General features: G+C 68.8%; 22 protein-coding genes and 1 tRNA gene. 13 read left to right on the top strand and 10 right to left on the bottom strand.

Annotation, left to right across the window (positions count from 1 at the left end):
- Positions 1-24 precede the first annotated feature (24 nt).
- A complete protein-coding gene (locus FH608_RS07525) occupies positions 25-909 on the bottom strand; it encodes an alpha/beta fold hydrolase (protein WP_139629626.1) in 885 nt (294 codons plus the stop codon).
- 219 nt (positions 910-1128) lie between these two features.
- Here FH608_RS07525 and FH608_RS07530 point away from each other — a divergent pair.
- Positions 1129-1202 (top strand) — tRNA-Thr (locus FH608_RS07530).
- Between the two features lie 85 nt (positions 1203-1287).
- Here the strand turns inward: FH608_RS07530 and FH608_RS52480 are convergent.
- Positions 1288-1800, bottom strand: coding sequence for a helix-turn-helix domain-containing protein (locus FH608_RS52480; protein WP_226899113.1), 513 nt, complete (start codon positions 1798-1800; stop codon positions 1288-1290).
- A 166-nt stretch (positions 1801-1966) separates the two neighbouring features.
- Between FH608_RS52480 and FH608_RS07540 the strand changes: the two genes are divergently transcribed.
- Positions 1967-3205, top strand: a complete 1239-nt coding sequence (locus FH608_RS07540; RefSeq protein ID WP_139629627.1) for a hypothetical protein — start codon at positions 1967-1969, stop codon at positions 3203-3205.
- A 299-nt stretch (positions 3206-3504) separates the two neighbouring features.
- Here the strand turns inward: FH608_RS07540 and FH608_RS07545 are convergent, their stop codons facing one another.
- The 3 genes from FH608_RS07545 to FH608_RS07555 form a co-directional block, all read right to left on the bottom strand.
- Positions 3505-4107, bottom strand: a complete 603-nt coding sequence (locus FH608_RS07545; protein ID WP_139629928.1) for a GNAT family N-acetyltransferase — start codon at positions 4105-4107, stop codon at positions 3505-3507.
- Between the two features lie 413 nt (positions 4108-4520).
- Entirely contained in the window at positions 4521-5324 is an 804-nt protein-coding gene (locus FH608_RS07550; protein WP_139629628.1) for a hypothetical protein, read from the bottom strand.
- Between the two features lie 153 nt (positions 5325-5477).
- Positions 5478-5759: a hypothetical protein gene (locus FH608_RS07555; protein ID WP_226899115.1), complete on the bottom strand. Its 282-nt coding sequence runs from the start codon at positions 5757-5759 to the stop codon at positions 5478-5480.
- A 218-nt stretch (positions 5760-5977) separates the two neighbouring features.
- Between FH608_RS07555 and FH608_RS07560 the strand changes: the two genes are divergently transcribed.
- Complete coding sequence (locus FH608_RS07560) at positions 5978-6598, top strand: class I SAM-dependent methyltransferase (protein WP_139629629.1); 621 nt, start codon at positions 5978-5980, stop codon at positions 6596-6598.
- An 87-nt stretch (positions 6599-6685) separates the two neighbouring features.
- Here the strand turns inward: FH608_RS07560 and FH608_RS07565 are convergent, their stop codons facing one another.
- Together FH608_RS07565 and FH608_RS07570 are read right to left on the bottom strand one after the other, a co-directional pair.
- Positions 6686-7273: a dihydrofolate reductase family protein gene (locus FH608_RS07565; protein WP_139629630.1), complete on the bottom strand. Its 588-nt coding sequence runs from the start codon at positions 7271-7273 to the stop codon at positions 6686-6688.
- A 71-nt stretch (positions 7274-7344) separates the two neighbouring features.
- Complete coding sequence (locus tag FH608_RS07570) at positions 7345-8220, bottom strand: helix-turn-helix domain-containing protein (RefSeq protein WP_226899117.1); 876 nt, start codon at positions 8218-8220, stop codon at positions 7345-7347.
- A gap of 152 nt (positions 8221-8372) precedes the next feature.
- Here FH608_RS07570 and FH608_RS07575 point away from each other — a divergent pair, with 152 nt between their 5' ends.
- The 3 genes from FH608_RS07575 to FH608_RS07585 all read left to right on the top strand — a co-directional run bounded on the left by FH608_RS07575 (position 8373) and on the right by FH608_RS07585 (position 10632).
- Entirely contained in the window at positions 8373-9398 is a 1026-nt protein-coding gene (locus FH608_RS07575; protein ID WP_139629631.1) for a phosphotransferase, read from the top strand.
- Positions 9399-9498: 100 nt separating this feature from the next.
- Positions 9499-10065 (top strand): dihydrofolate reductase family protein, encoded by a 567-nt coding sequence (locus FH608_RS07580; RefSeq protein ID WP_226899119.1) that lies wholly within the window; start codon positions 9499-9501, stop codon positions 10063-10065.
- Positions 10066-10107: 42 nt separating this feature from the next.
- The gene (locus tag FH608_RS07585) at positions 10108-10632 is read left to right on the top strand and encodes a DUF305 domain-containing protein (protein WP_139629632.1); all 525 of its coding nucleotides are present in this window, start codon (positions 10108-10110) and stop codon (positions 10630-10632) included.
- A 6-nt stretch (positions 10633-10638) separates the two neighbouring features.
- Here the strand turns inward: FH608_RS07585 and FH608_RS07590 are convergent, their stop codons facing one another.
- A complete protein-coding gene (locus tag FH608_RS07590; protein WP_139629633.1) occupies positions 10639-12219 on the bottom strand; it encodes a glycoside hydrolase family protein in 1581 nt (526 codons plus the stop codon).
- 226 nt (positions 12220-12445) lie between these two features.
- On the opposite strand from FH608_RS07590, the gene FH608_RS07595 reads away from it, so the two are divergent.
- Genes FH608_RS07595 through FH608_RS07625 form a run of 7 tightly spaced genes read left to right on the top strand, consistent with a single transcriptional unit; the run spans position 12446 to position 21755 of the window.
- Positions 12446-13141, top strand: coding sequence for a FadR/GntR family transcriptional regulator (locus FH608_RS07595; RefSeq protein WP_139629634.1), 696 nt, complete (start codon positions 12446-12448; stop codon positions 13139-13141).
- A gap of 44 nt (positions 13142-13185) precedes the next feature.
- Positions 13186-14436, top strand: coding sequence for an ABC transporter substrate-binding protein (locus tag FH608_RS07600; RefSeq protein ID WP_139629635.1), 1251 nt, complete (start codon positions 13186-13188; stop codon positions 14434-14436).
- Positions 14433-15281: a carbohydrate ABC transporter permease gene (locus tag FH608_RS07605; RefSeq protein ID WP_226899121.1), complete on the top strand. Its 849-nt coding sequence runs from the start codon at positions 14433-14435 to the stop codon at positions 15279-15281. The genes FH608_RS07600 and FH608_RS07605 overlap by 4 nt, the downstream gene beginning before the upstream one ends.
- Positions 15278-16087 carry a carbohydrate ABC transporter permease gene (locus tag FH608_RS07610; RefSeq protein WP_139629636.1) on the top strand — a complete coding sequence of 270 codons (810 nt, stop codon included), beginning with the start codon at positions 15278-15280 and terminating at the stop codon, positions 16085-16087. Before FH608_RS07605 ends, FH608_RS07610 begins: the two co-directional genes overlap by 4 nt.
- Positions 16087-19080 carry a glycoside hydrolase family 38 N-terminal domain-containing protein gene (locus FH608_RS07615; protein WP_139629637.1) on the top strand — a complete coding sequence of 998 codons (2994 nt, stop codon included), beginning with the start codon at positions 16087-16089 and terminating at the stop codon, positions 19078-19080. Before FH608_RS07610 ends, FH608_RS07615 begins: the two co-directional genes overlap by 1 nt.
- A complete protein-coding gene (locus FH608_RS07620) occupies positions 19077-20309 on the top strand; it encodes an enolase C-terminal domain-like protein (RefSeq protein ID WP_139629638.1) in 1233 nt (410 codons plus the stop codon). Before FH608_RS07615 ends, FH608_RS07620 begins: the two co-directional genes overlap by 4 nt.
- Before the next feature lie 9 nt (positions 20310-20318).
- The gene (locus FH608_RS07625) at positions 20319-21755 is read left to right on the top strand and encodes a S10 family peptidase (RefSeq protein ID WP_139629639.1); all 1437 of its coding nucleotides are present in this window, start codon (positions 20319-20321) and stop codon (positions 21753-21755) included.
- Here the strand turns inward: FH608_RS07625 and FH608_RS07630 are convergent.
- Complete coding sequence (locus tag FH608_RS07630; protein WP_139629640.1) at positions 21714-22625, bottom strand: hypothetical protein; 912 nt, start codon at positions 22623-22625, stop codon at positions 21714-21716. The genes FH608_RS07625 and FH608_RS07630 overlap by 42 nt on opposite strands.
- Entirely contained in the window at positions 22616-23035 is a 420-nt protein-coding gene (locus FH608_RS51315; protein ID WP_193318284.1) for a peptidase inhibitor family I36 protein, read from the bottom strand. Before FH608_RS51315 ends, FH608_RS07630 begins: the two co-directional genes overlap by 10 nt.
- Positions 23036-23141: the final 106 nt, after the last annotated feature.

Genomic DNA, 23141 nt, shown 5'->3' on the forward strand with positions numbered 1-23141 from the left:
CCAGCCGACCTGACCCTCAGGAGCTCACCCGGTCTGCCGGCCGAGCTCCCGGGTGAGCCACGGCAACACCCTGGGCAGCACGCTCAGCGCGTCCAGATGAGCCACACCGTGCTGGATGCGCACCGTGGCGTTCGGGATGCGCTTGGCCAGCCAGCGGGAGTGCCCCACCGGGGAGTACACGTCGTTGTCGCCGTGCCACACCAGCGTCGGCACCGTGATGTCGGCCGGGTCGAACCCCCACTCCGAGCTGAACGCCAGCACGTCGTCCACCCACCCGTCCGCCGAGTGCCGCAGCGCCTCCGTGAAGTTCCGGATCATCATCCGGCGCAGCCCATGATCAGAGATGACCCGTCGATCCGAGTCGGACCCCTCCCGGCCGAGCGAGAGCACCTTGCTCTCCGGATCAGCCCGGATCTCCTCGGCGAGCGAGGCCAGCCGCGAAGCCGCCAGATGCGGACCTGCCCGCGCCACCAGATACTCGAAGACGTTCGACTCCGTCATGCCCGCGAACCAGTCGAGCCCCTCGGCGCCGTGCGGAGCGATGCTGACCAGCGCGGCCACCCTCGTCGTACGCTCCGGCAGCAGCGCCCCACAAGCGAGCGCGTGCGGCGCGCCGCCGGAACGCCCCACGACCGCGAACCTGTCGACCTCCAGCTCGTCCGCGATGCACGCCACATCCGCCGCGATGCTGGCCACCGACCGGTTCGGCATTCGATCCGACAGCCCGTATCCGGGCCGATCGAACGTGATCAGCCGCACGCCCAGCCGATAGAGCACCTGCGCCCGAGGAGCCGGACCGAGCCTGCTCCCAGGAGTGCCGTGCAGGAGGAAAATAGGGGTGCCATCAGCCTTCCCCCGCTCCTCGACCGCCAGTCTCCTGCCATCCGGTGCGACCACGATACGGGGCAAGACATTCTCCGTCTGATCTAGGGGGAAACCCGCCGCAGAGTCTTCTGGCGATCGTCTTCACTTGGAACCCCGAGCAGCCGGACGTGCGCGTGCCCGGACATCACGATCGACAGTACTACGGCGGGGCGGGGCGGTGAATACCCGCCGGGGGGAGGCGGGTGAGAAGGCGGGAGCGAGAACCCCTCGGGCTCCTGTAGACTCTTGCACGCTACAGAGCACGCCGCCTTAGCTCAGTCGGCCAGAGCACTTCACTCGTAATGAAGGGGTCTGGGGTTCGAATCCCCAAGGCGGCTCCCAGGTCAAAGGCCCTCCCGGTTCATCCGAGAGGGCCTTTTGCATGGGCGTACAGCAGCGAAGTGCAGCTACGTCGCGTGGTCATCAGGCTGCTTCCTCTGCTTCCCTCTCCAGGAGGGCGATGTAGGCACGGATGCCGTTGGCGGTAATCAGGCGGGCTCGGCCCTGCTTGACCGAGCGCAGGCGGCCGTTGCGGATCTGTTCGTAGATGACGGTTCGGCTCAGAGGCAGCAAGCGTATGGCGTCGGTCACGCGGTAGAGCTGAGCGTCGTCGAGAGTGGCGGGCGTCATGATGGGCGGTTCCTCCTCCCCGGGGACAGCAGGGACACGCAGCGTGGTGAGGTGTCCCTCAAATGCGGTCGTGTTTGTGCTGGTCAGGCTGCACGCCCCAAAGGCTCCGCGCGCCCATGTCGTGAGCCAGATGTGGTCAGCTCGCCGAACCGCGATCTGGCGGCCGCGCCGGAACGGTCGCTGGACGAGGGCTGGAGCGATATGATCGTCCTCTGCGAATTCGTCACCGAGGAACTGCCCACGATCGGAGATCCGGGGGTATTTGGTCTCACGCCGCGCCGCGCCGTACTTCGGGAGATCCGGCATGGGAGGAAGCTCCTGGGGTGATCGGCTGATCGCCACGGTTCGCGGTCGAGGCAAGACGCTCGCACTCTCTCCGAAGCGGCGATATCCCGGCCGACCGTTCTGTCGATGCCATCTGGCTGCGGACTTCTTGATCCACACTGCTATGTGACTCTGGAGGAGATCATCGATGACCCAGGGTGAGGGTTATGCGGCGAGCACTTCGCATCTGAAAGAAGGAAGGATCGCCTTTCTCGATGTGGTGTCGCTGATCGACGATCGCATCTTGAGGCCGTACCCGTTTCCTTTCGGCGCGCTGAGTCTTGCCGGCGAGGAGGCGCGCACGCGGCACGACCGGTTGCTGGCCGATTTCGAACGAGAGATCACTTGGGGGATCGCCGAAGCCAAGGCGATCGGTGAGGCATTCGGGAAGACGGAGCTCAACTATGTCCAGGCGGAGAACTCAAGCCTGCGCGCTCTGATGGGCGATACGACCACGGGCCGGTACTCGCTCAAGAGCAGCCCCAATGACTACGGGAGTTGGCTGTACTTCCCCGACTACGACGACCTGCAAGCCGGGGAGGGCGGCGGTCGCTATGAGTGGAAGGGAAAGAGTTACAGCTGGCGGGAACTTCCGGGAAACGTCACGGTCGACGGCGACCGCAGCAGCTTTCTGCGCGACAACGTGGAAATTTCGGGGACCTTGGGCGTCGGTTTGCGTTCGTTGATGGGTGCCATCTTCAAGATGGACGACATGACGACCGCCCGAAATCACGTCCTTCACCGCAACACGTTCAGGATGACCCAGCTCGCGGTGAAGAGCGACGCCACCTGGCAGGCCGCGCGGCGGGGAAGGAACTATTCGTTCGCGTTGATGGCGGGGACTGCGATCTGGGCGACGATGATCGTTCCATTTGATGAATGGGTTGATGAGCGGATCGAAAAATGGATGGGCTGGGGGTATCGGCTCTCGCATGTGTTCGGCACGAACCCTGCCGAGGTCCGCGAAGCGCTGAAGTCGGCCTGGTCTGGAGAGGCGATGAACGCCGCGGACCGGCGGATCGCTGAGTTCTACGCGGCCGGAACGCATTTCGTCGAGCGGACCATCCGCATGGCCGTGGCCCTGCACGAGCTGGTCAGGCGGCTGGACGACCTGCACACCAAGGTGCTGATCACGACGCTCAGTTATGTCGGAACCATCACCGCACTGGGGGTGACGGCCGAAGTGGTGCCACCGCCGTACAAGGCATGGGTGAAAGGCATGCTTGAGGTGCTGGGCGGCAACCTCGGCACCATCCTGGCCGTCGCGGCCGCGGTCGGCGCCACGATCTACGCGAGCGCACGGCTGGACAACCTCTTCGACCACGTCAACGACCCTGCCGAGATCGCCGGCCACACGATCACCGGGTTCCGGCGCCCAGAGCAGTAGCCGGCCCCCGCCAGCGGAGTCCGGAGCGCTCTTCGACCGGCCAAATCGAGATGGGTGTGGATCCTTTCCAGGGAGCGGAACCATCCCGGTGGCTCCGCGAGCAAATGCGGCCTTGACGTCATGACCGTCCTGCGCGACGCGCTCCTCGGCAGATTCTGGATGCCCCGTCCACGGCCTGACACGCCGGCAGCGGCCGTAGTCTCGCACGCCTAAAGACGATCACTCAGCGCGATCACCGGAACGTGAAACGCGCAGGACGTCAATGCTTTGACGAACAGCGCCCCAGTCGGCCGGTGGCCTCAGCGGTCAGGCAGCGTTGGATGGGGAGCATCCGGAACGATGCCGTGCATGTCGTTGGTGAGTGCCCATCGGTCATGACCTCGCCACGCACCATCGATGAACAGGAGATCAGGAGAGTAACCCTCGTAACGGAAGCCGTGGCGTTGGACCAGTTTGATGGACGCCTTGTTCTCGGGGCTGATCTGCGCTTCCAGTCGATGCAGCCGTAGCTCGTCGAACGCGTGGCGCAGCACCAGGCCAAGACCTTCCGACATGTACCCGCGACCGGCATAGGGCGCGAAGGCGGCGTAGCCCAGCGAGCCGTTCTGGAAGCGTCCGCGAATGATGCTGTTGATGTTGATATTGCCTGCGATGGCGCCGGTGTCGCGCAGGCAGATCAGTAAGCCTTCGGCAGATCGTCCCTCGTCGAATCGACCAAGAAACGTCTGGAACGCCTCCGGGGTCGCGGGGAGGTTCAGGCCGGCGGTGGCACGGACCCGTTCAAGAAACTCGTCCTGGTCGTGGCTGGTGATACGACGCAGGACCACGCGAGGAGAGCGTCCCAGGTCAACGCCGGGCGCCCCATTCGTTTGCCTGCTTTTCTCGGTCCCGCTGTTCTCCATCACGGACGGAACGGTATCGCGCGACGGCACTCCGCCTGTGGGGATTTGTCTGCTGGTGGGGCATGACTCGATGTCCGCAGCAGTCTTCCGCCGAGCGGATCACGTGGGCGGAGAGGCACAAGGTGATGAGCGGCCACATGCATCTCCTTGTGCTTTCGATGATCAGAGATCGGAGACTGAGGCAGGAAAGTCAGCGAACCACGGCACAGGTTCACTGATCGCCGAATAATCGATCCATCGCCACTGCGCCCTCCTGCAGGACTGGATGGGTCTCTTCGCCGACGTCGGTGAGCACCTCGCTCCAGCATCGCTGTTACACCCCGGCGAACTCAGCCGATGCCCCGCGCCGCGCCGGTCGGCTCCCGGAAAGGGTTGTAGAAGAGGGATGAGGGCTCTTCGTGAGGGGCCGTCGATCACCAGTCGTCGGTGATGAGGTGCTTGGGCGGGGGCGTGATCTTGACGGGGGTTCCCCATTCTCGATAGATGATGCTCATCGTCATGGTTTCGGTGTCACCGCCCCCCGACTCGTTGAACCTCATGATGGCGTGGAAACGCCTCGGCAGGTTGTCCGGGCCCACCCAGAGTTTCCAGGCGATCGGTCCGCTCCATGAGCCACCCTCGTCCTCGGTTCCGAAGGTCATCCCGGCCTGTCTCTCGCCCAGCTCGGGAACCGTCACCGTGCCGCTGTGGAGGGTCGTCTTCACTCCTTCGAAGGTTCCGCCGTCGGCGCTCGTCGCACCGTTGGAGGCGCCCAGTTCGAGGAAGCCCGGGTTGATTCCGTTGATCAGGTCCTCGCCCCAAATGACCCCGGCGAAATTTCGCCCGTAGGACCATTTCCCTACCGTTGACGGCGACTTCCAGACGTACTCGCCGTGCTTGGAACGCACGTAGGCCTGTGAGTAGAACTCCCGGCCGATGCTGATCTCCCGGGACCGGCCTGTCCCCTGCGTCTCCTGGGAGATCGTTGTGGTGTCGGCGGCGTATACGCCTGAAGTGCTGAAGCGATACGCGCCGTACGCCTTGATGTCCCAGGCGGGTGGGGGGCCGCCGCGTTGTTTGACGGAGAAGCGCACGCTGCTCTTCTTCGCGAACTGCTTTTTGATCGCTGTGATGACGGCGTCGAGCGAGTCGGATTCGGGGGCCGCGTGAGCGGTGCCGGCGGGAAACGCGACGCTCAGCAGGCCAGCCACCATCAGCACGACGCTCATGCGTTTCATGCGCCGATCATCACGGATGGTGATCTCGATCCCGTCACGGTAGGTGCGCTGTTCGGCTTGGTCGGCAAGGTCAGGGAGAGCCGGTGATGGCCTGTTCGGCTCCGGGAGCCAGGGAGACCGGGAGCGCGGATGACCGGTGCTGGGTAGGCGTCTCTACTCGAAGAGGTCCTGGCCCTCGCGGCCGGAGGGGTCCATGCCGAGCAGGTCCTCGTGGAGAGAGGGGATCGCGCGGCCGGTGAGGTCGCCCGCCGTTGTGGTTTCCATCAGCCGCCAGCCGGGAGAGCCCTCTGGTGCTTCGTCATCCTGACCGTAGGCGGTGAGCCGAAACAGCAGGCCGAAGAGCGCTTCATAGGCTGAGGCGCGCGCGAGGCGTGCCAGGTCGTCGCGGTTCGCGCCGTTGGAGAGCAGGCGGTTCGCCGCCGGGATGCTCTCCAACGTTCCAGGGGCGGCCCATTCGTCGATCAGTTCTGGCCAGATCCTTCTCAGGGGCGAGGAAGCGAGCGAGTTGAGGGATGTTCTCGGTGATCTCCGAGAGCGCCCAGCGTTCGGGGTCGTCTGCTCCGAGGGCTTCGAAACGGGCTCGCAGTGCCGCCACCGCGTCGCGATCCGAGTTGTCCATTCGGACACCTCACCACACGGGTCATCATGGTGCGATGAGTGTGCGGTACGACGATCTGATCGGCCCTCTGCGAGCGGCGTACGACGGTGGTGCGCAGCGGCGCGACTCCCGCGGCAAGGCCCCGTGGAAGGTGGCGGAGCGCGCGACGTTTCTGAATCGGCTGAAGAAGCGCGGGCGGCTGTTGGAGATCGGGGCGGGGACGGGGCAGGACAGCGTGTACTTCCAGCAGAACGGACTGGAGGTCGTGGCCGTCGATCTGTCGCCTGCCATGGTGGCGCTCTGCCGGGAGAAAGGCGTCGAAGCCCATGCCATGGACTTCCTGCACCTCGATTTCGCGCCCGGTTCGTTCGACGCGGTGTACGCGTTCAACTGCCTCCTGCACGTGCCCAACACTGACCTTCCGGCGGTCATGGATGTGATCCGGGGACTGCTGCGGCCCGGGGGTCTGTTCTTTCTCGGTGTGTACGGCGGCGGCAGCCTGACGGGGGAAGGGCCCTTCGAGGAGGACGATCACGATCCTCCTCGGTTCTTCTCCTTCCGCAGTGATGAAGAGCTTCAGGAGTACGCGCGCGGGTCTTTTGAGATCGTTGACTTCCACGTCGTGGGGGCCGACGAAAACCGGTTTCAGGCGCTTACTCTGCGGCGGTCTGTATGACGGTGCGGTGCGGGCGGGCGTGAGCGATTACGGCCGCCCGTTTGGATTGTCAGGGTGAGCCCTCTGTTTCCTGACTGTTCAGGTCGGTCATCGGCGTGCCCGGACCCGGTAGCGCAGGTGGAGCACGCGGTTGCCCTGGATCACCACGTCAGGGTCCTCCAGCAGGTGCTGTACGTCGACCGACCCGAAATAGCGCTTGCCGGACCCGAACACCACCGGCACCATGTCCATGGCCACCTCGTCCACGAGGCCTGCGGCCAGCATCTGGCCGCCGACGTCGCCGGCGGCGACCTCGACTGTGCGGTCGCCTGCGAGTTGTTGCGCCCTGGCCATGGCGGCCTCGATGCCGTCGACGAAGTGGAACGGCGCCTCCGGGTCCCAGCCGTCGGGCATGGGGCGGTGCGTCACGACGACCATGTGGTCGATCCCGCTCGGCGGCTTGCCGCCCCAGCCGTCCGTCATGTCGAAGGCGTGGCGGCCGACGACTGTTACGCCGATCTCGTCCCAGTAGGGGCGGGTGTAGTCGTAGGACGCCTGCGTCACCTTCACCTGCCCGGTCTCGCCCAACGGGACGTCACCGCCGGACATCCAGTCGAACAGCGGCCCGACCTGGTCGTTGTCGTCCGCGATGAAGCCGTCCACCGACACCGAGCTGTACATGACCACCTTGCCCATGGGGCCCTCTCCTCCTGTACTCGGGGAGTGCCCATACTGGCGTGCGGAGTGTCTTCGGCTCTTGTAAGAAATCAATCGGCCGGCAGTGGCCCGGCGTCGAGGGCGTGGCCGGGATGCTCGCGCAGGAACCGCCGTCGGACGTCGATGTACCGGGTGGGCGTGAGGCCCGTGAAGGCCCGGAACTCGTGCGCGAAGTGGGCCTGGTCGAAGTAGCCGGCGCGAGCGGCGAGCTCGACCCAGTCGACCGGTTCGGCGGGGTCGATCGCGAGGACGGCGGAGGCGAAGCGGTAGGTGCGGGCCAGCCGCTTCGGCGTGACGCCGACGATCTCCTTGAAGCGCTGGGCCAGGTGGGTGCTGCTGACGCCGGCCGTCGCGCTGAGGTCGCTGATCGCCACCGCTCCGTCGGCGGCCGCGATGACGCTGCTCGCGTGCTGCACCAGACCGAGACCCGGCCCCGGGCTCGCGTGCCGGGCCGGTCCCAGGCCGGTGGTCTCGCGGAGGCGTCCTGTCAGCTCTTCCTCCAGCAGTGCCAGCATCTCGTACGGCCCGGCCGCCGTGGCGAGCCGGTCCCGCAGCGAGGCGACGGCGGGACGCCCCCAGACTTGCTCCACCGTCACCGGCCGGTCGCACAGCTCGGCCGCGGGCATCCGCAGGAACGGCGCGAGCCCCCACGGCTTGAAGTGGACGCCGACCGACCGGGTCCCCGGCGGGTAGCCGAACTCGATGGCGCGGGTGGGCGTGGTGACCACGCAGCCGTCGGCGTACCCGGCCGTCTCGGTGTCGGCGCCGGCGCGGATACGGAACGGCGGCCCGAGGTTGAGGATGAGCAGCGCCGACGGCATCGGCGGCAGCGTCAGCCGGGGGTACGGCGGGGTGCCCTCCAGGTAGTAGAGGTCGTCGATCAGCCCGTCCAGCGGCGGTCGCGGCACTGCGGACACGTACTCCACGCGTCACAGCATCGCCGATGGGCGGGCGGGCCGCCAGGTCGTCGCAGGCACGCCGTCGGTCGCGGAAAAATGCCGCGGCGTGGCGGGGGCGGCTGTGGAACGATGGCGGGCCGCCGCGATCGCGGGGGTTTGTGGTGTTCGGGAGGGTGTGGATGGACAGCCGGCGGTTCGCTGAGATCGCGCGGAAGGTCAGCGGGCGGCCGTTGGCCGGGGTGGAGCGGCTCAGGGGCGGGAGCAAGAAGGGGGTGTACCGGCTCTCCTTCGAGGGGGGATCGAGCGCCATCCTGTACGTCTGGTCCGAGGAGGAGAACTACTGGCCCGCCGGGTCCGGCGACGGTGGGGGGTCCGTGCTGGGCCATGCCTCCGGCGTGCGGCTCTTCGCGGCGAGCCAGGCCCGCCTGCGCGGCATCGGCGTGCGGGTGCCCGAGATCGTCCTGCTGGACGACGGCAAGGAGTGCTTTCCGGCCGACGTCGCGGTGGTCGAGGACGTACGGGGCGGCACGCTGGAAGCCTTGCTGCGTGACGATCCCGTACGGGCCGGGCGGGTGATGGATCGGCTGGCGGCCGGGCTCGGCGCGATGGCGGCGGATCGGAGCCCGCAGGTGAGGAGAGTCGCCGTGGACGAGCGCGCGCCCGGGGCCGCCGGCGACGAGGGCGGGCCCGCGCCCGGCGGCGACGAGGCCGGCGTAGGCGATCGAGCGCCCCGGGCCGCGGTGGACGTCGTGATGGCGTGGGCGCTCAAGGATCTGGGCGAGGCGGCGGCGCGCGTCGAGCGCATCGGCGCGGTGCGCGAGCCGCTGGAGGCCCGGCTGCGGGAGCTGGCCGCCCTGGTGGAGCCGCGCGACGACTACGCGCTGATCCATGGCGAGCTGGGACCCGATCATGTGCTGGTGGACGAGCGGGACGAACCCGTGCTCATCGACATCGAGGGGGCGATGTTCTTCGACGTCGAGTGGGAGCACGTCTTCCTGCGCATCCGGTTCGGCGACCACTACGAGCGGCTGCGGGTCCCCGGGCTGGACGAGCGCAGGATGCGGCTGTACGCGCTGGCCCAGCACCTGTCGCTCGTCGCGGGCCCGCTGCGCCTGCTCGATGGCGATTTCCCCGACCGCGAGGCCATGATGGGGATCGCCAGGTTCCACTCCGAGGAGGCGCTGCGCTTCGCCGGGCGCCGATGAGTCGGGCGGCGATGAGTCGAACGGCGATGAGTCGAACGGCGACGAGTCAAACAGCGACCGAGTCAAGCGGCGATGAGTTTCGCGGCGCAGGGGAGTCCACATGGGCATGCGCAAAGTCATCTACTCGATGCTGATCTCCCTCGACGGCTACGTGGAGTCACCCAGCGGCGACATCGGCTGGTCCGCCCCCGACGAGGAGGTGCACGCCTTCATCAACGACCTGTCCCGAGACATGGGCGGCTCCCTGTACGGCCGGCGCCTCTACGAGAACATGGCCGCCTTCTGGCCCACCGCCGACCAGAACCCGGACGCTCCGGCGGTCGAGGTGGAGTACGCCAGGCTCTGGCGGGCCATGCCCAAGTACGTCTTCTCCAAGACGCTCGACAAGGTCGACTGGAACAGCACGCTCATGACCGGCGACCTGGAGGAGGAGGTCACCCGGCTGAAGCGGCAGGAGGGCGGTGACCTGGAGGTGGGCGGGGCCACGCTGGCGTGGAGCGTGCTGCGGCTCGGGCTGGTGGACGAGTTCCGGATCTTCCTTCAGCCGTACGTGCTCGGCTCGGGCAAGCCGTTCTTCCCCCGGCTCGACACGGCGTTCAAGACCCGGCTCCTGGAGACGAAGGCGTTTCCGTCCGGGATCGTTTACCTCCGCTACGAGGTCGGGTAAAACTATTAGGAAGCTTTCCTAAAAATAAGGGGGGTGAGCCCGGTGCGCGCCTTGTCCGCACTCCTGGCGCTGCTGCTCCTCGCGGCCTGCGGTCGGGGCGCGTCCCCCGAGGTCCCGGTCAACGCCGAGGACGTGATGTTCGTGCAGATGATGGTCCCGCACCACCGGCAGGGCATCGAGATCGCCAAGGTGGGCGCCGACCGGGCCACCACGCCGGAGCTCAGGACGCTGGCCGCGGCCATCGCCACCACGCAGCAGGACGAGGTCGAGATGATGCTGCGCTGGCTGCACTCCTGGGAGCAGCCGCTCACGCCCCCGACCGGCGCGCACGACCACCACGGCGGCATGCCGGAGACCGACGTCAAGCGCATCCAGGCGCTGAGGAGGTCGGAGAACTTCGAGTACGACCTGCTCAACCTCCTCATCACCCATCAGGGCGACGCCGTGCGGATGGCCGCCGACGAGGTGGCGGGCGGGGCCAACCCGGCCGCCCAGCAGTGGGCCGGCCAGGTGCAGGAGTCGCGCAGGAGCCAGGTCGAGATCATGACGAGGCTCCTGGAGCAGTGACCCGCGTCAGCCGTACCCGCGGAGCGCCCCCCAGACGCAGTACGCGAAGCCGGCGACCAGCGAGCCGGAGGTCGGCTGCGGTGCCTGCGCTGCGAAGGCGGCGAGCGCGTGCCGGTAGACGCCGGTGTTCCACTCGGCCATCGGGATCCAGCGCGGCAGCTGCACCAGGTTGCTCGCGGTCGCGGTGCCCGTGCCGTCCACCCGGAGATGCGCGCCGGTCGTGCCGACGGCGATGTTCTTGGTGTACGTCCGGGACAGCCGCTGCAGGTCCACGAGCGTGAACGTGGCGAGCCCGGTGCGGTACGCGGCGGTCGCGAACTCGACGCTCAGCGCGCCGTGGCTGAGGTCGTCGATCCCGTGCGCTCCGGTGTACGACTGGGTGAAGTGCGAGACGTCCCGGGCGATGTAGCCGGTCTCCTCGTAGCCGGCGTAGGCCGCCGAGAGAATCGGCCAGTACGGCCACGTGTACGTGTCGTTGACATAGGCCATGCTGTAGCGCATCCCGGCCTTGATCTGCTTGACCCGGTCGCCCCACGTGGCCGACCCCGTCGCCCGGTAGAGCTCGGCCGCGGTCGCGCCCAGCATGTTGATCTGGTTGTGCGGCTGGTTGCTGCCGTCGAACGGCACGTACGAGCCCTTGACCCACAGGTACGCGCCGAACCCCCGGCTGTTGATCCAGTACTCGCGCTCGTGGAAGGCCAGCGCGTCCTCGACCGCGGCGAGATAGGTGTCGGCCTTCGCCTTGTAGGTCGCGTTCGCCGAGAGCGCGGGGTCGAGGTACACGAGCCGGACGAACGAGGCGATCGGGTACGCCAGCTGCCCCGTGTGCACGCCGAACACGAACGCCGCGGGCTGCAGCCGGGTCGTGCCCGCCACCGGCAGGCCGATCGCGTTGCCGTGGTCCGGCCGGACGTCCCGCACGCTCCACCGCGTGGTCTGGTCGTAGACGTTGCGGTAGACGACCCTGAACACGTACCTGGAGCTGTTGACGTCGAAGTTGACGTCGCTGACGGTCACCGCGGAGCCGCTGGCCGGCCGCAGGACGAGCGTGAACGGCGAGGTCGGGCTGGTGCCGCCGGTGTGCCGCACCTCGACCGTCGCCTTGGTGCCGACCGACGACTGCGCGGAGCGCACCTGGAGCAGCGGCTCGCCCGCCGCGCCTTTCAGGGTCGCCGTGGCGGCGGTGTAGTTGCCCATGGCCCGCCAGACGGGGCCGGAGACGCCGCGATGGTCGGTGACGTGGCGCTCGGAGTCCCGCTGGGCGAGCACGAGGTCGATGTTGCGGATCAGGTGGTCGAGGTACTTGCGGTCCTTGGTCGCCTCGTACATCCGCACCAGGCCGAGCAGGACGTACGCCTGCCCCCAGGCCAGGGCGCCGCCCTCGTTGTGGTCGGTGGGCTGGCCGCTCGCCCCGGACGCCTCGAACGCGGCCAGGAAGCGGTCGAAGTCCGCCGGCGACCGGTAGTCGAACGTGTCGGCCCGCGCCGGCCCGGCCGCGGCCGTCCCGAGCCCGAGGCTGAGGCCCACGCCGGCCGCGCCGGCGAGTAAACCGCGCCGGGTGAACGGGACGGACGGCTGTCCGTTCATGTCGGAACCTCGCCCTTGAGCAGCTCGTTCATGTCGGAACCTCGCCCTTGAGCAGCTCGTTCATGTCGGATCCCCGCCCTTGAACAGCTCGTTCATGCCGAATCTCCGCCCTGAAGCAGCTTTTTCGGTCTACACCGGAAAGAGTCCGCCTTGATCGCTTCGCCGTCAAGGACGAAATCGGCCACCCCGTAGACGCCGCCGCGAATAAGTGATTAGATCACTTGATATGTCCGAGGTGACGCGGCCCACACTGTCCGACGCTCTGACCGAGCGCATGCTGGAGCTCATCCGCACGGGCGGGCACCGGCCGGGTGACAGGCTCCCTTCGACCAGGGAGCTCTCCCAGCGGTTCGCCGTCACCACCCCGACCCTGCGCGAGGCGCTGCGCAGGCTGGAGGCCACCGGCGCGATCGAGCTGCGGCACGGCTCCGGCATCTACGTCGGAGCCGACATCGAGCGGGTGGTCCTGCCCAACCCCAACATGCGCGAGCTGCACGCGGCCCAGCTGCTTGAGCTGCTCGGCGCCCGCATCGTGATCGAGCCGCCGCTGGCCGCGCTGGCCGCCCGGCACGCGGACGCCGAGGAACTGGCGGCGCTGCGGCAGCTGCTCGACCAGGCGGGCCGGCACCTGCGCGGCGAGGACGCCATCCTGCACGACGCGAACATGTCCTTCCACCGGGCGACGGCCCGGCTGGCGGGCAACAGCGTGCTGCACGAGGTGGTCGACTCGCTGCTCACCGTCCACGGGCCCGAGCAGCGCGAGATCCTGCAGATCTTCGACGATCGGTCCCGGGACTACGAGGAGCACCTGGCGATCCTGGAGGCCATCGAGACACGCGACGCGGCGCAGGCCGAGGCGCGGATGCGGAGCCATCTCATGGACGTGAAGACGGTCATCGAACAGCGACTGATCAAGATGTGAACCCCACTGATAGAACCCCCCTGATGAAACAAGGAGGCCGGTCCATGTTCCGGTCACGTGTGGTCACGCTCGGCGTGGCGGCGCTCGTCCTGACCGCCTGCGGCGGAGGCGGCGGCGAGCAGCCGCAGAAGAAGACCGAGCTGACCCTGTACAACGACAAGGGCGCCTGGACGAAGTACTTCGACGAGATGGGCGCCCTGTCCAAGCAGAGCATCGGCCTGGGCATGAAGCCGACCGGTTACACGGACTCGGCGCAGTACCAGGCGTTCATCAAGGCGTCGTTCCGCACGGACGTCAAGCCCGACCTCTTCACCTGGCAGACCGGGGGGATGCTGGAGGAGATCGTCAGGCAGAAGCAGGTGGCCGAGACCACGGACATCTGGCAGCAGGCGATCCAGGCCGGCGACCTGTCGAAGGACCTCCAGCCCTACTACACGATCGGCGGCAAGCAGTACTGCGTGCCGATGAACGTCGCGTACTGGGGCATGTTCTACAACAAAAAGATCTTCGACAAGTACGGCCTCGAAGCGCCGGAGACGTGGGACGACCTGATCAAGGTCGCCGACACGCTGAAGAAGAACAACGTCAAGGCCTTCTACCACACCAGCGTGCTGTTCTCCTTCGTCTGGTTCGAGCAGCTCCTCGCCGGCAGCGACCCCGACCTGTACGACCGGCTGTCCACCGGCCAGGCCAAGTACACCGACCCGGGCGTGGTCCAGGTGATGGAGAAGTGGAAGTCGCTCATCGACGCCGGATATTTCATTAATCCGGGTGACAAGACGGACCCTGGTGACGTGCTGAAGAACGGCAAGGCCGCGATGGTCTCCTTCGGCACCTGGTTCAACACCAGCATGACCCAGCGCGACCTCAAGGCCGGCGAGGACTACGACTTCTTCGTCATCCCCAACGTCAACCCCGCGCTGCCCAAGACCTCGATGATCTTCGAGAGCGGGCCGCTCTGCTCCCTCACCAAGGGGGCCGACCCGGCGGCCAACAAGAAGTACCTCCAGTGGTGGACCACCGCCGAGGCCCAGGAGAAGTGGGCCACCAGCAGGGGCGACGTGAGCGCCAACCCGAAGGTGAGCATCGCGGACAAGGCGCTCGGCACCGTCACCAAGGACGCAGGCAGCGGGAAATACCGCCTGGTCAACCGGTACTTCGAGGCCACGCCGCCGCCCGTTCTGACGGCCGCGCTCGACGGGTTCGGCAAGTTCGTCACGGAGCCCGGTAGCTACAAGGAGGTGCTGGACACCATCCAGAAGGCGGCCGACGAGTACTGGAGCACGCACCAGTGAGCACGCGGGCACCCATGCTCGGCCGGTTCAGGCACGGCTACGTGGCGCCCGCGGTGCTGCTGGTCGCGGGGCTGCTCTACGCGCCGTTCCTGTGGACGGCCTACCTCAGCTTCACCCGCTACGACGGCCTGGAGCCGGCGCAGTGGATCGGCGGGCACAACTTCGCCAAGCTGCTGGAGGACCCGGCCCTGCTCACCTCGATCCGCAACACGCTGATCTGGGTCGCCGGCACCATGGTGCTGCCCGTCGGGCTCGGCCTGCTGGTGGCGGTCCTGTCGTACGACATCAGGGGCGGCGCGTGGTTCCGCGTGCCGTTCCTGCTGCCGTACGCGCTGAGCGGGGCGGGCCTCGCCATGGTGTGGAGCCCGATCCTGTCGCACGACGGGATCGCCAACCGGCTGCTCGGCGTCGACACCGCGTTCCTGCAGGAGGAGCCGGTCAACACGGTCGCGATGCTGCTGGTGTGGACCTGGCAGCAGCTCGGCGTCAACATGCTGCTGTTCGTGGTCGGTCTGCAGTCCATCCCGAAGGCGCCGATCGAGGCCGCCCGGCTCGACGGGGCCGGCAGCTGGGCGCTGTTCCGGTTCGTCATCTGGCCGCTGATGAGGCCGCTGACGGCGGTCGTGGTCGGGCTGGCGCTCGTGGCCAGCCTGAAGACGTTCGACATCGTGTGGGTGCTGACGCAGGGCGGTCCGGGGCGCAACTCCGAGACGCTGGCGGTGACCATGTACAAGGAGACGTTCGTGGCCAGCGACTACGGCTACGGCTCGGCCGTCGCGGTGATGCTGACCGTGGTCACCGGGCTGGCCTCCTACCTCTATCTCAAGCGGCAGGTGGCCCGATGATCCGGCGCGCCGTCCTCGTGGTGCTCGGGCTGGTCTGGCTCGGGCCGACGTACCTGCTGCTGGTGAACGCCTCGCGCCCGGCCGGCTCCTACGATCCGACCCGCGCGTGGGCGCCCTCCGCCGACTTCTCGCTGTTCGAGAACTTCGCGCGGGCCCTGGAGAGCGCCGACCTGACGCAGAGCCTGGCCAGCACCGCGCTGTACGCCATCGTCTCGCCCCTGCTCGGCGTGATCATCGGGGCGCTGGCCGGCTACACGATCGTGGTGCTCCGGCTCCGCCACGGGTTCTTCTGGTTCATCCTGATCTTCGGCGGCACGGTCTTCCCCTCGCAGATGCTGCTCGTGCCGCTGTTCGTCGGCTACAGCGACGCCGGCCTGTACGACAGCCGCCTCGGCATGATCCTCGTCTACACGGCGATCAACGTGCCGCTGGCCGCGTTCGTGCTGCGCAACTTCTACTCCGGGGTGGCGTTCTCGATCTTCGAGGCGGCCAGGATGGACGGCGCCTCGACCTGGCGCGTCTTCTGGCGCATCTACCTGCCGATCTCGCTCAGCGCGCTGACGGCCGTGTTCATCCTGGAGTTCACCTTCATCTGGAACGACCTCATCTTCGGCCTGACCCTGACCCAGACGGCGGACGTGCGGCCGGTGATGACCGCCATCGCCGGCCTGATGACCGACGTGTACGCCGGCACCCCGGTGCCCGTCGGCCTGGCGGCGGGCCTCGTGGTCTCGCTGCCCACGGTCGTGCTGTTCCTCGCCACCCAGCGCCTCTTCGCCAGGGGCCTGTCTCTAGGGAGTGTTTGATGACGAGCCGGTTGCTCCAGCGCAGCCTGGGCAGTCCCGACTACGACGGGATCAGGCAGGCGCTGCGCGACGACACCTCGACGCCGGTGATCAGCGTGCGCGGGCTGGAGGTCCGGGTCTCGGTGCTGCCGCTGTTCACCCACGACGGCCGCCAGGCGGTCAGGGTGTCGAGCACCGAGCCGCTGACCCACGTGCTCGTCGGCGCCGACAGCGCGTCCGGGCGCGACGTGACGCTGCTGGTGCCCGAGGTGGACGCGCCGCGCGCCTTCACGCTGGAGTGCCGCGACGACGCCGGCGTGGTCGGCTCCGCGCAGATCACGGTGACCCCGCAGCGCAAGTGGAGCGTCTTCGTCGTGCACCACTCGCACCTCGACATCGGCTACACCGACCCGCAGGGCACCGTGCTCCGCCACCACCTCGACTACCTCGACACGGCGCTGCGGCTGGCCGAGGAGACCGAGTCGTGGCCGGACGACGCGAAGTTCCGGTGGACGGTCGAGTCGTCGATGCCCGCCCTGAAGTGGCTGGACGCGCGGCCCGCCGACCTGGTGGAAGCCTTTGCACGCAGGGCCCGCGAGGGCGTGATCGAGGTGACGGCGCTGCCGTTCCAGCTGCACACGGAGGCGTGCTCGACCGAGGAGCTGCACCGGCAGCTGCGCTTCACCGCCCGGCTGGAGGAGCGGTACGGCTTCGCCACCAGGTCCGCCATGCACACCGACGTGCCGGGTGCGGTCGTCGGCCTGGTGGACGCGCTCCACGCGGCCGGCGTGCGCTACCTGGCGGCGGCGCACAACTGGGCCGGGCGGTCGGTGCCGTATCTGCACGGCGGCGACAAGCTGACCAGGCCGTTCCGCTGGCGGGCGCCGAGCGGCAACGAGGTGCTCGTCTGGTTCACCGACACGCCGCACGGCATGGCGTACATGGAGGGCAACACGGTCGGGCTGACCGACTCCTACGAGCTGGCCGACGACCTGCTGCCGCGCTACCTGTCGGCCCTCGCCACGCGGGGCTACCCGTACGGGCCGGGGACGTTCGGGTGGCAGGGGCCCGACGCGCCTAAGGAGCCGTACGAGCTGGACGTGCTGCACCTGCGGGTGCAGGGCGCGCACGCCGACAACGCGGGGCCGTCGATCGTGCCGGCCACGATCGCGCGCCGGTGGAACGAGCAGTGGGCCTACCCGCGCCTGCGCTCGGCCGTCAACCGCGACTTCTTCGAGCACGTCGAGGAGCGCTACCACGACCGGCTGGCCGTGCACGAGGGCGACTGGACCGACTGGTGGGCCGACGGCCTGGGCTCGGGCGCGCGCCCGCTCGGCTACGTGCGCAGGGCGCAGTCGGCGCTGCGGGTCGCCGAGACCCTGCACACGATCGCCGGGGTGGACGCCACCGAGCGGATCGACGCCGCCTACGACAAGGTGGCCCTGTTCAACGAGCACACCTGGGGCGCGGCCAACCCGTGGGAGGACGCCGAGGAGGCGGGCGACTCGGGCGGGCTGCAGTGGACCCGCAAGTCGTCCGGCGCCTACGACGCCCAGGACGACGCGGCCGACCTGCTGCACGCCGCGACCCGCAGGTTCGCCGCCGCGCTGTCCGAGGAGGGCGGCGCCTCGGCCTCGTTCGCCGTGTTCAACCCGGGCACCCGGACGCGGACGGACGTCGTCCGCGCGTTCCTGCCCAGGGACGTGGTGGGCATCGACGTGCCGATCGCGCTGGTGGACGCGCGGACCGGGCATCCGCTCCCGCACCACGAGGAGTTCGTGCACCCGGAGGACTGGCCGACCCGGCCGATCGGGCGGCACGTGCACGCGGTCGTCCCCGACGTGCCGGGCTACTCCTACGTACGCCTCGACGTCGTGCCGGGGGAGAGCCAGGCGCCGGAGCCGGTGGAGCTGGACCTGGGCGGGGTGATCGAGAACGAGTTCTACCGCGTGGCGTACGACGTGCGCGAGGGCTACATCGGCTCGATCTTCGACAAGCGGGCCGGGCGCGAGCTGGTCAACCGCGACGCGGCGGCCGGCTTCGGCCAGTATGTCTACGACCAGTACGCCACCGCCCCGCACTTCAACCATCTGTCGGGACACGTGGGCGCGCACGACCGCACGCTCCTCGGCGACCGGGCCATCGGCACGGGCGCCACCATCACGAAGGCGCAGCGCACGGCCGTCGGCGAGAAACTGGTCGTCGAGCTGCGCGGCAAGGGCGTCGACTGGATCCGCACCACGATCGAGCTGCACCACGGCGTGCCGAGGGTCGATCTGACCTACCAGCTGGCCAAGCAGGGCACCCCGGCCAAGGAGGCCGTCTTCCTGGCCTTCCCGTTCGGGGCCGGACCTCCCGTCGCCTGGGAGCTGACCGGCGGCGTGGGCGGCCCCGGCGTGCCGCGCGTGCCGGGCTCGGCCGAGTACATGCTGCCGATCAGGCACTGGATCGCCTTCGAGGACCCGGAGCTGACCGTGGCCTGGGCCACGCTGGAGGCGCCGCTGGTGCAGCTGGGCACCATCCACATGCCGTACGCGCCGTTCCCGCCGACCCTCGACCAGGAGGACGGCACGGTCTACTCGTGGGCGCTCAACAACATCTGGGACACCAATTTTCCCGCCCAGCAGCAGGGCGAGACCACCTTCCGCTACGCGGTGACGAGTCTGAATGTCGCCGAGTCCGCGACGGATGAAGCCGGGGCCCGGGCCCGGCGGCTGGGCGCGGCGGCGGCCTCGGGGCTGACCGAGCCGTTCGTCGGCGCGCTGGTCACCGGCAGCCCCGGCGTCACCGACACGTACGTGTCGGTCGACCACCCCGACGTGCTGGTCACGTCGATCGGGCGGTCGGGGGACGAGCGCGTCGTACGGCTCCAGTCGCTGGCCGCCGAGCCGGTCGAGGCGACGGTCCGGCTGCCGGGCCTGCGCGCGGCCCGCGGCCTGGAGGTGGTGGACGAGACGGTCGAGGTACGGCTGCCCGCCTGCGGGGTGGCCGTTGTTTGGGGGACGTGTTCGTGAAGATCGTTGACGTCAGGGCCACGACGGTCGCGGTCCCGCTGGAGGCGCCGCTGCGGCACAGCAACGGCGCCCACTGGGGCCGGTTCGTCCGCACGATCGTCGAGGTCGAGGCCGACAACGGGCTGGTCGGCCTGGGCGAGATGGGCGGCGGGGGAGAGAGCGCGGAAGCGGCGTTCCGCGCCCTGGTGCCCTATCTCAAGGGCCACGACCCCTTCCAGCTGGAGGCGCTCCGCTTCAAGATCGCCAACCCGACGGCCTCGCTCTACAACAACAGGACACAGCTGCTCGCGGCGATCGAGTTCGCCTGCGTGGACCTGATCGGGCAGCACCTGGGCGTGCCCGCCTGCGACCTGCTGGGCGGGCGGCTGCGCGACGCCGTGCCGTTCGCCTCCTACCTGTTCTTCCGGTACGCCTCCGACGGCCACGACGAGATCCGCACGCCGCAACAGCTCGTCGAGCACACCGCGCGGCTCAAGGCGGAGCACGGCTTCACCGTGCACAAGCTCAAGGGCGGCGTCTTCCCGCCGGACCACGAGCTGGAGTGCTACCGCGCGCTGGCCGAGGCGTTCCCGGACGACCGGCTCAGGTACGACCCCAACGCCGTGCTGTCCCTCGCCGAGGGGCTGCGCTTCGGCCGGGCCATCGAGGGGCTGAACAACGACTACCTGGAGGATCCGGTCTGGGGCCTGGAAGGGCTCAGGGCCGTGCGCGAGCAGGTCAGGGTGCCGCTGGCGACGAACACCGTCGTCGTCAACTTCGAGCAGCTCGCCTCGAACGTGCTGCGCAGGGCCGCCGACGTGGTGCTGCTCGACACGACGTTCTGGGGCGGCATCAGGCCGTGCGTGAAGGCGGCGGGCGTCTGCGAGACGTTCCAGCTCGGCGTGGCCGTGCACTCGTCGGGGGAGCTGGGCATCCAGCTGGCGACCATGCTGCACCTCGGCGCCGTGCTGCCGAACCTCACCTACGCCGCCGACGCGCACTACCACCAGCTGCGGGACGATGTGATCGAGGGCGGGAAGATGGCGTACTCGGAGGGCGCCATCCCCGTCCCGTCCGGTCCCGGGCTGGGGGTGCGGCTGGACCCGGAGCGGGTGGCCCGGTACGCCGAGTACTACCGCGAGACGGGCGGCTACCCGTACGACCGCGACCCCGGGCGGCCGGGCTGGTACGCCATGGTGCCGAACGAACGGTTCGCCGACCCTGCCGTGTCCATCGAGGTGGCCCCATAATGGGGCGATATGTCTGAAGCTACACAGCCGACACCCCCGGCTGACCATCTCGTCACCTCCTCGCACACCCTGCCGTCGGGGCAGGCGTACACCGCCACCACCGGCACCATGGTGCTGCGCGAGGAGGTGACCAAGGACGGCACGTTCGAGGGCCTGCGACCCAAGGCCGAGATGTTCGTCACCTCGTACACGCTCGACGGCGCCGACCCGCTGACCAGGCCGGTCACCTTCGCGTTCAACGGCGGGCCTGGCTCGTCGAGCGTCTGGCTGCACCTCGGGGTGCTCGGGCCGCGCCGGGTCGTGATGGGGGACGCGGGCGCGCTCCTGCCGCCCCCCTACTCCCTGGCCGACAACGAGGAGAGCCTGCTGGCGGCCAGCGACCTGGTCTTCATCGACCCGGTCTCGACCGGGTTCTCGCGGGCGGCCGAGGGCGAGAAGCCGGAGCCGTACCACGGGTTCACCGGCGACATCGAGTCGGTCGGCGAGATCATCCGGTTGTGGACCACCAGGAACGGGCGGTGGATGTCGCCGAAGTTCCTGGCCGGGGAGTCGTACGGGACGATCAGGGCGGCCGCGCTGGCCGAGCACCTGCAGTCGCGCTACGGCATGTACCTCAACGGCGTGATGCTGATCTCCTCGGTGCTCGACTTCATCACCGGCGACTTCAACCAGGGCAACGACCTCGCCTACGCCCTCTATTTGCCGACTTATGCGGCTATTGCGCACTATCACGGGTTGCACGGTGACCGGCCGCTGGCCGACGTGCTGCGCGAGGCCGAGGCGTACGCCGAGCGCGACTACCCGTGGGCGCTGGCGCGCGGCAGCCGGCTCACCCGCGAGGAGCGCGCGAGCGCCGTCGCCACGATCGCCTCGCTGACCGGGCTCACCGAGGACTACGTCGACCGCGTGGACCTGCGGATCGAGCACATCCGGTTCTTCACCGAGCTGCTGCGCTCGCGCCGCAGGACCGTCGGCCGCCTCGACGGGCGGTTCACCGGCTGGGACCCCGACTCGGGGCGCGAGCACTTCACCTCCGACCCCAGCATGGACGCCATCATGGGTCCGTACAGCGCCGCGCTCAACCACTACCTGCGCGCCGAGCTCGGCTACGCCAACGACCTGCCGTACGAGGTGCTCTCCTCGCGGGTGCGGCCGTGGTCGTACAAGGAGTTCGAGGGCGCGCACGTGCAGGTGGTCGACAAGCTGGGCGCCGCCATGCGGGCCAACCCGCACCTGCGGGTGCACGTGGCCTGCGGCTACCACGACGGCGCGACGCCGTACTACGCCGCCGAGCACGCCTTCGCGCACCTGCCCGTGCCCGAGGAGCTGGCCGCCAACGTGGAGTTCAGGTACTACGAGGCCGGCCACATGATGTACGTCCACGAGCCGAGCAGGCTGCGCCAGTCAGCGGACCTCGCCGCCTTCGTGCTCGGCCAGCAGCGCTGACGAGCGGGCCAGGCGCTGCGTGAGGTTGGCGCGGAGCGCGGCGAACCGCTCGGGATTGTCCCGGACGACGGCCCGCTGGAGCTCCGCGTCGGCCGCGAACCAGGTGGTGACCAGGCCCGAGGCCCACTTGCAGGTCGTGTCGGCGGCCGCGACCTGCTTCTCCTCCTCGCTGACGGCCGGCTTGTCCAGGTCCCACCGGTCGTCGGCGATGGCCGCCTCCGGCGCCGGGTAGGGGTGGCCGGCCTGGCTCATGCACGACTGCCAGCGCCTGACCGCCGCCGCCACCGGCGGCTGCTTGGCCGCCTGCTCCAGCGTGAGCGAGTCCTGCAGCGACAGCCACGGCCAGTCCGCCTTCGTGGCGCCCTTGTCCAGGGTCTGCGTCGCCCGGTCCAGGCAGCCGCGGTCGGCGGCGGTGCCGTACAGGCGGTGGCGGGCGTGCTTGGACAGCTTGCTCGCCCAGGAGCCCGTCGTGTCGGGCGAGGGCGGCCGGGCCAGGTGGTAGCCGTACGTCCTGGCGGCCACGGTGTCGGCGACGCCGTACCGGCGAGAGTTGCCGGGTTCCACCGCGGCGATGGTGTCGGGATCGTCGTCCGGCGGGCTGATGGCGACGCCCCGCCGGCGCATGCAGCTCTCGACGAGCTTGTTGTGGGCGTTGCCCAGGATGGCCCGCTGCTCGGGAGTGGGCTTGTAGGCGTCGAACGGCAGCACCAGCTGCGAGACCGACGTGACGCCGCTCGCCTGCGGCTTGGGCTCGTCCGCGGCGCAGGCCACGACGGAGATCAGCAGCAGCGCGCCCGCGAGGAGCCCGCGGCAGCCGGTTTCCGGCGGCCAAGCCCGGAAACCGGCACTCCCCTTATCGCTCAGCGGCACCAGATGTCGAGCGCGCTGGCGCGGTTGTTGCCGATGGCGTTGTTCGCCAGGAAGCCGTCGTTCGAGTTGTGCGTGAACGTGCTGTGAGCACCGGTGTAGCCCGGGTGCTGCCAGAGGGTGGCGCTGCAGCCGATGCGGTTCCTGACGGAGCTGGTCTCGTTGTCCATGCTCTGCCAGGAGTTGCTGAAGTCCCAGTTCAGCCAGTTGTTGTCGGAGAAGTCGGCGTCGTCCCGGATGAAGTCGCGCCAGTGGTCGATCTGGCCGCGGTTGTAGTCGAAGCTCGCGTACAGGCAGACGCGACCGCCGTAGCAGGTCGAGCGGGGGCTCGCCACCGCGGCGGCGGCCGGGGCGGCCACCGTGAACAACGCGGCCGCGGCGACGATGCCGGCGGCCTTTCTGGATAGCCTCACAGGTGTCTCCTCGATCGGTGAGTCGTATCGACCTCGTAACCTAGCGTGCCGAATCGAACACCAGACGTCATGACTCGCCGGTCCCGTTCGGGGCTGCGCGCCCGGA

The organism is Nonomuraea phyllanthi, from assembly GCF_006334985.2.
Lineage (GTDB): Bacteria > Actinomycetota > Actinomycetes > Streptosporangiales > Streptosporangiaceae > Nonomuraea > Nonomuraea phyllanthi.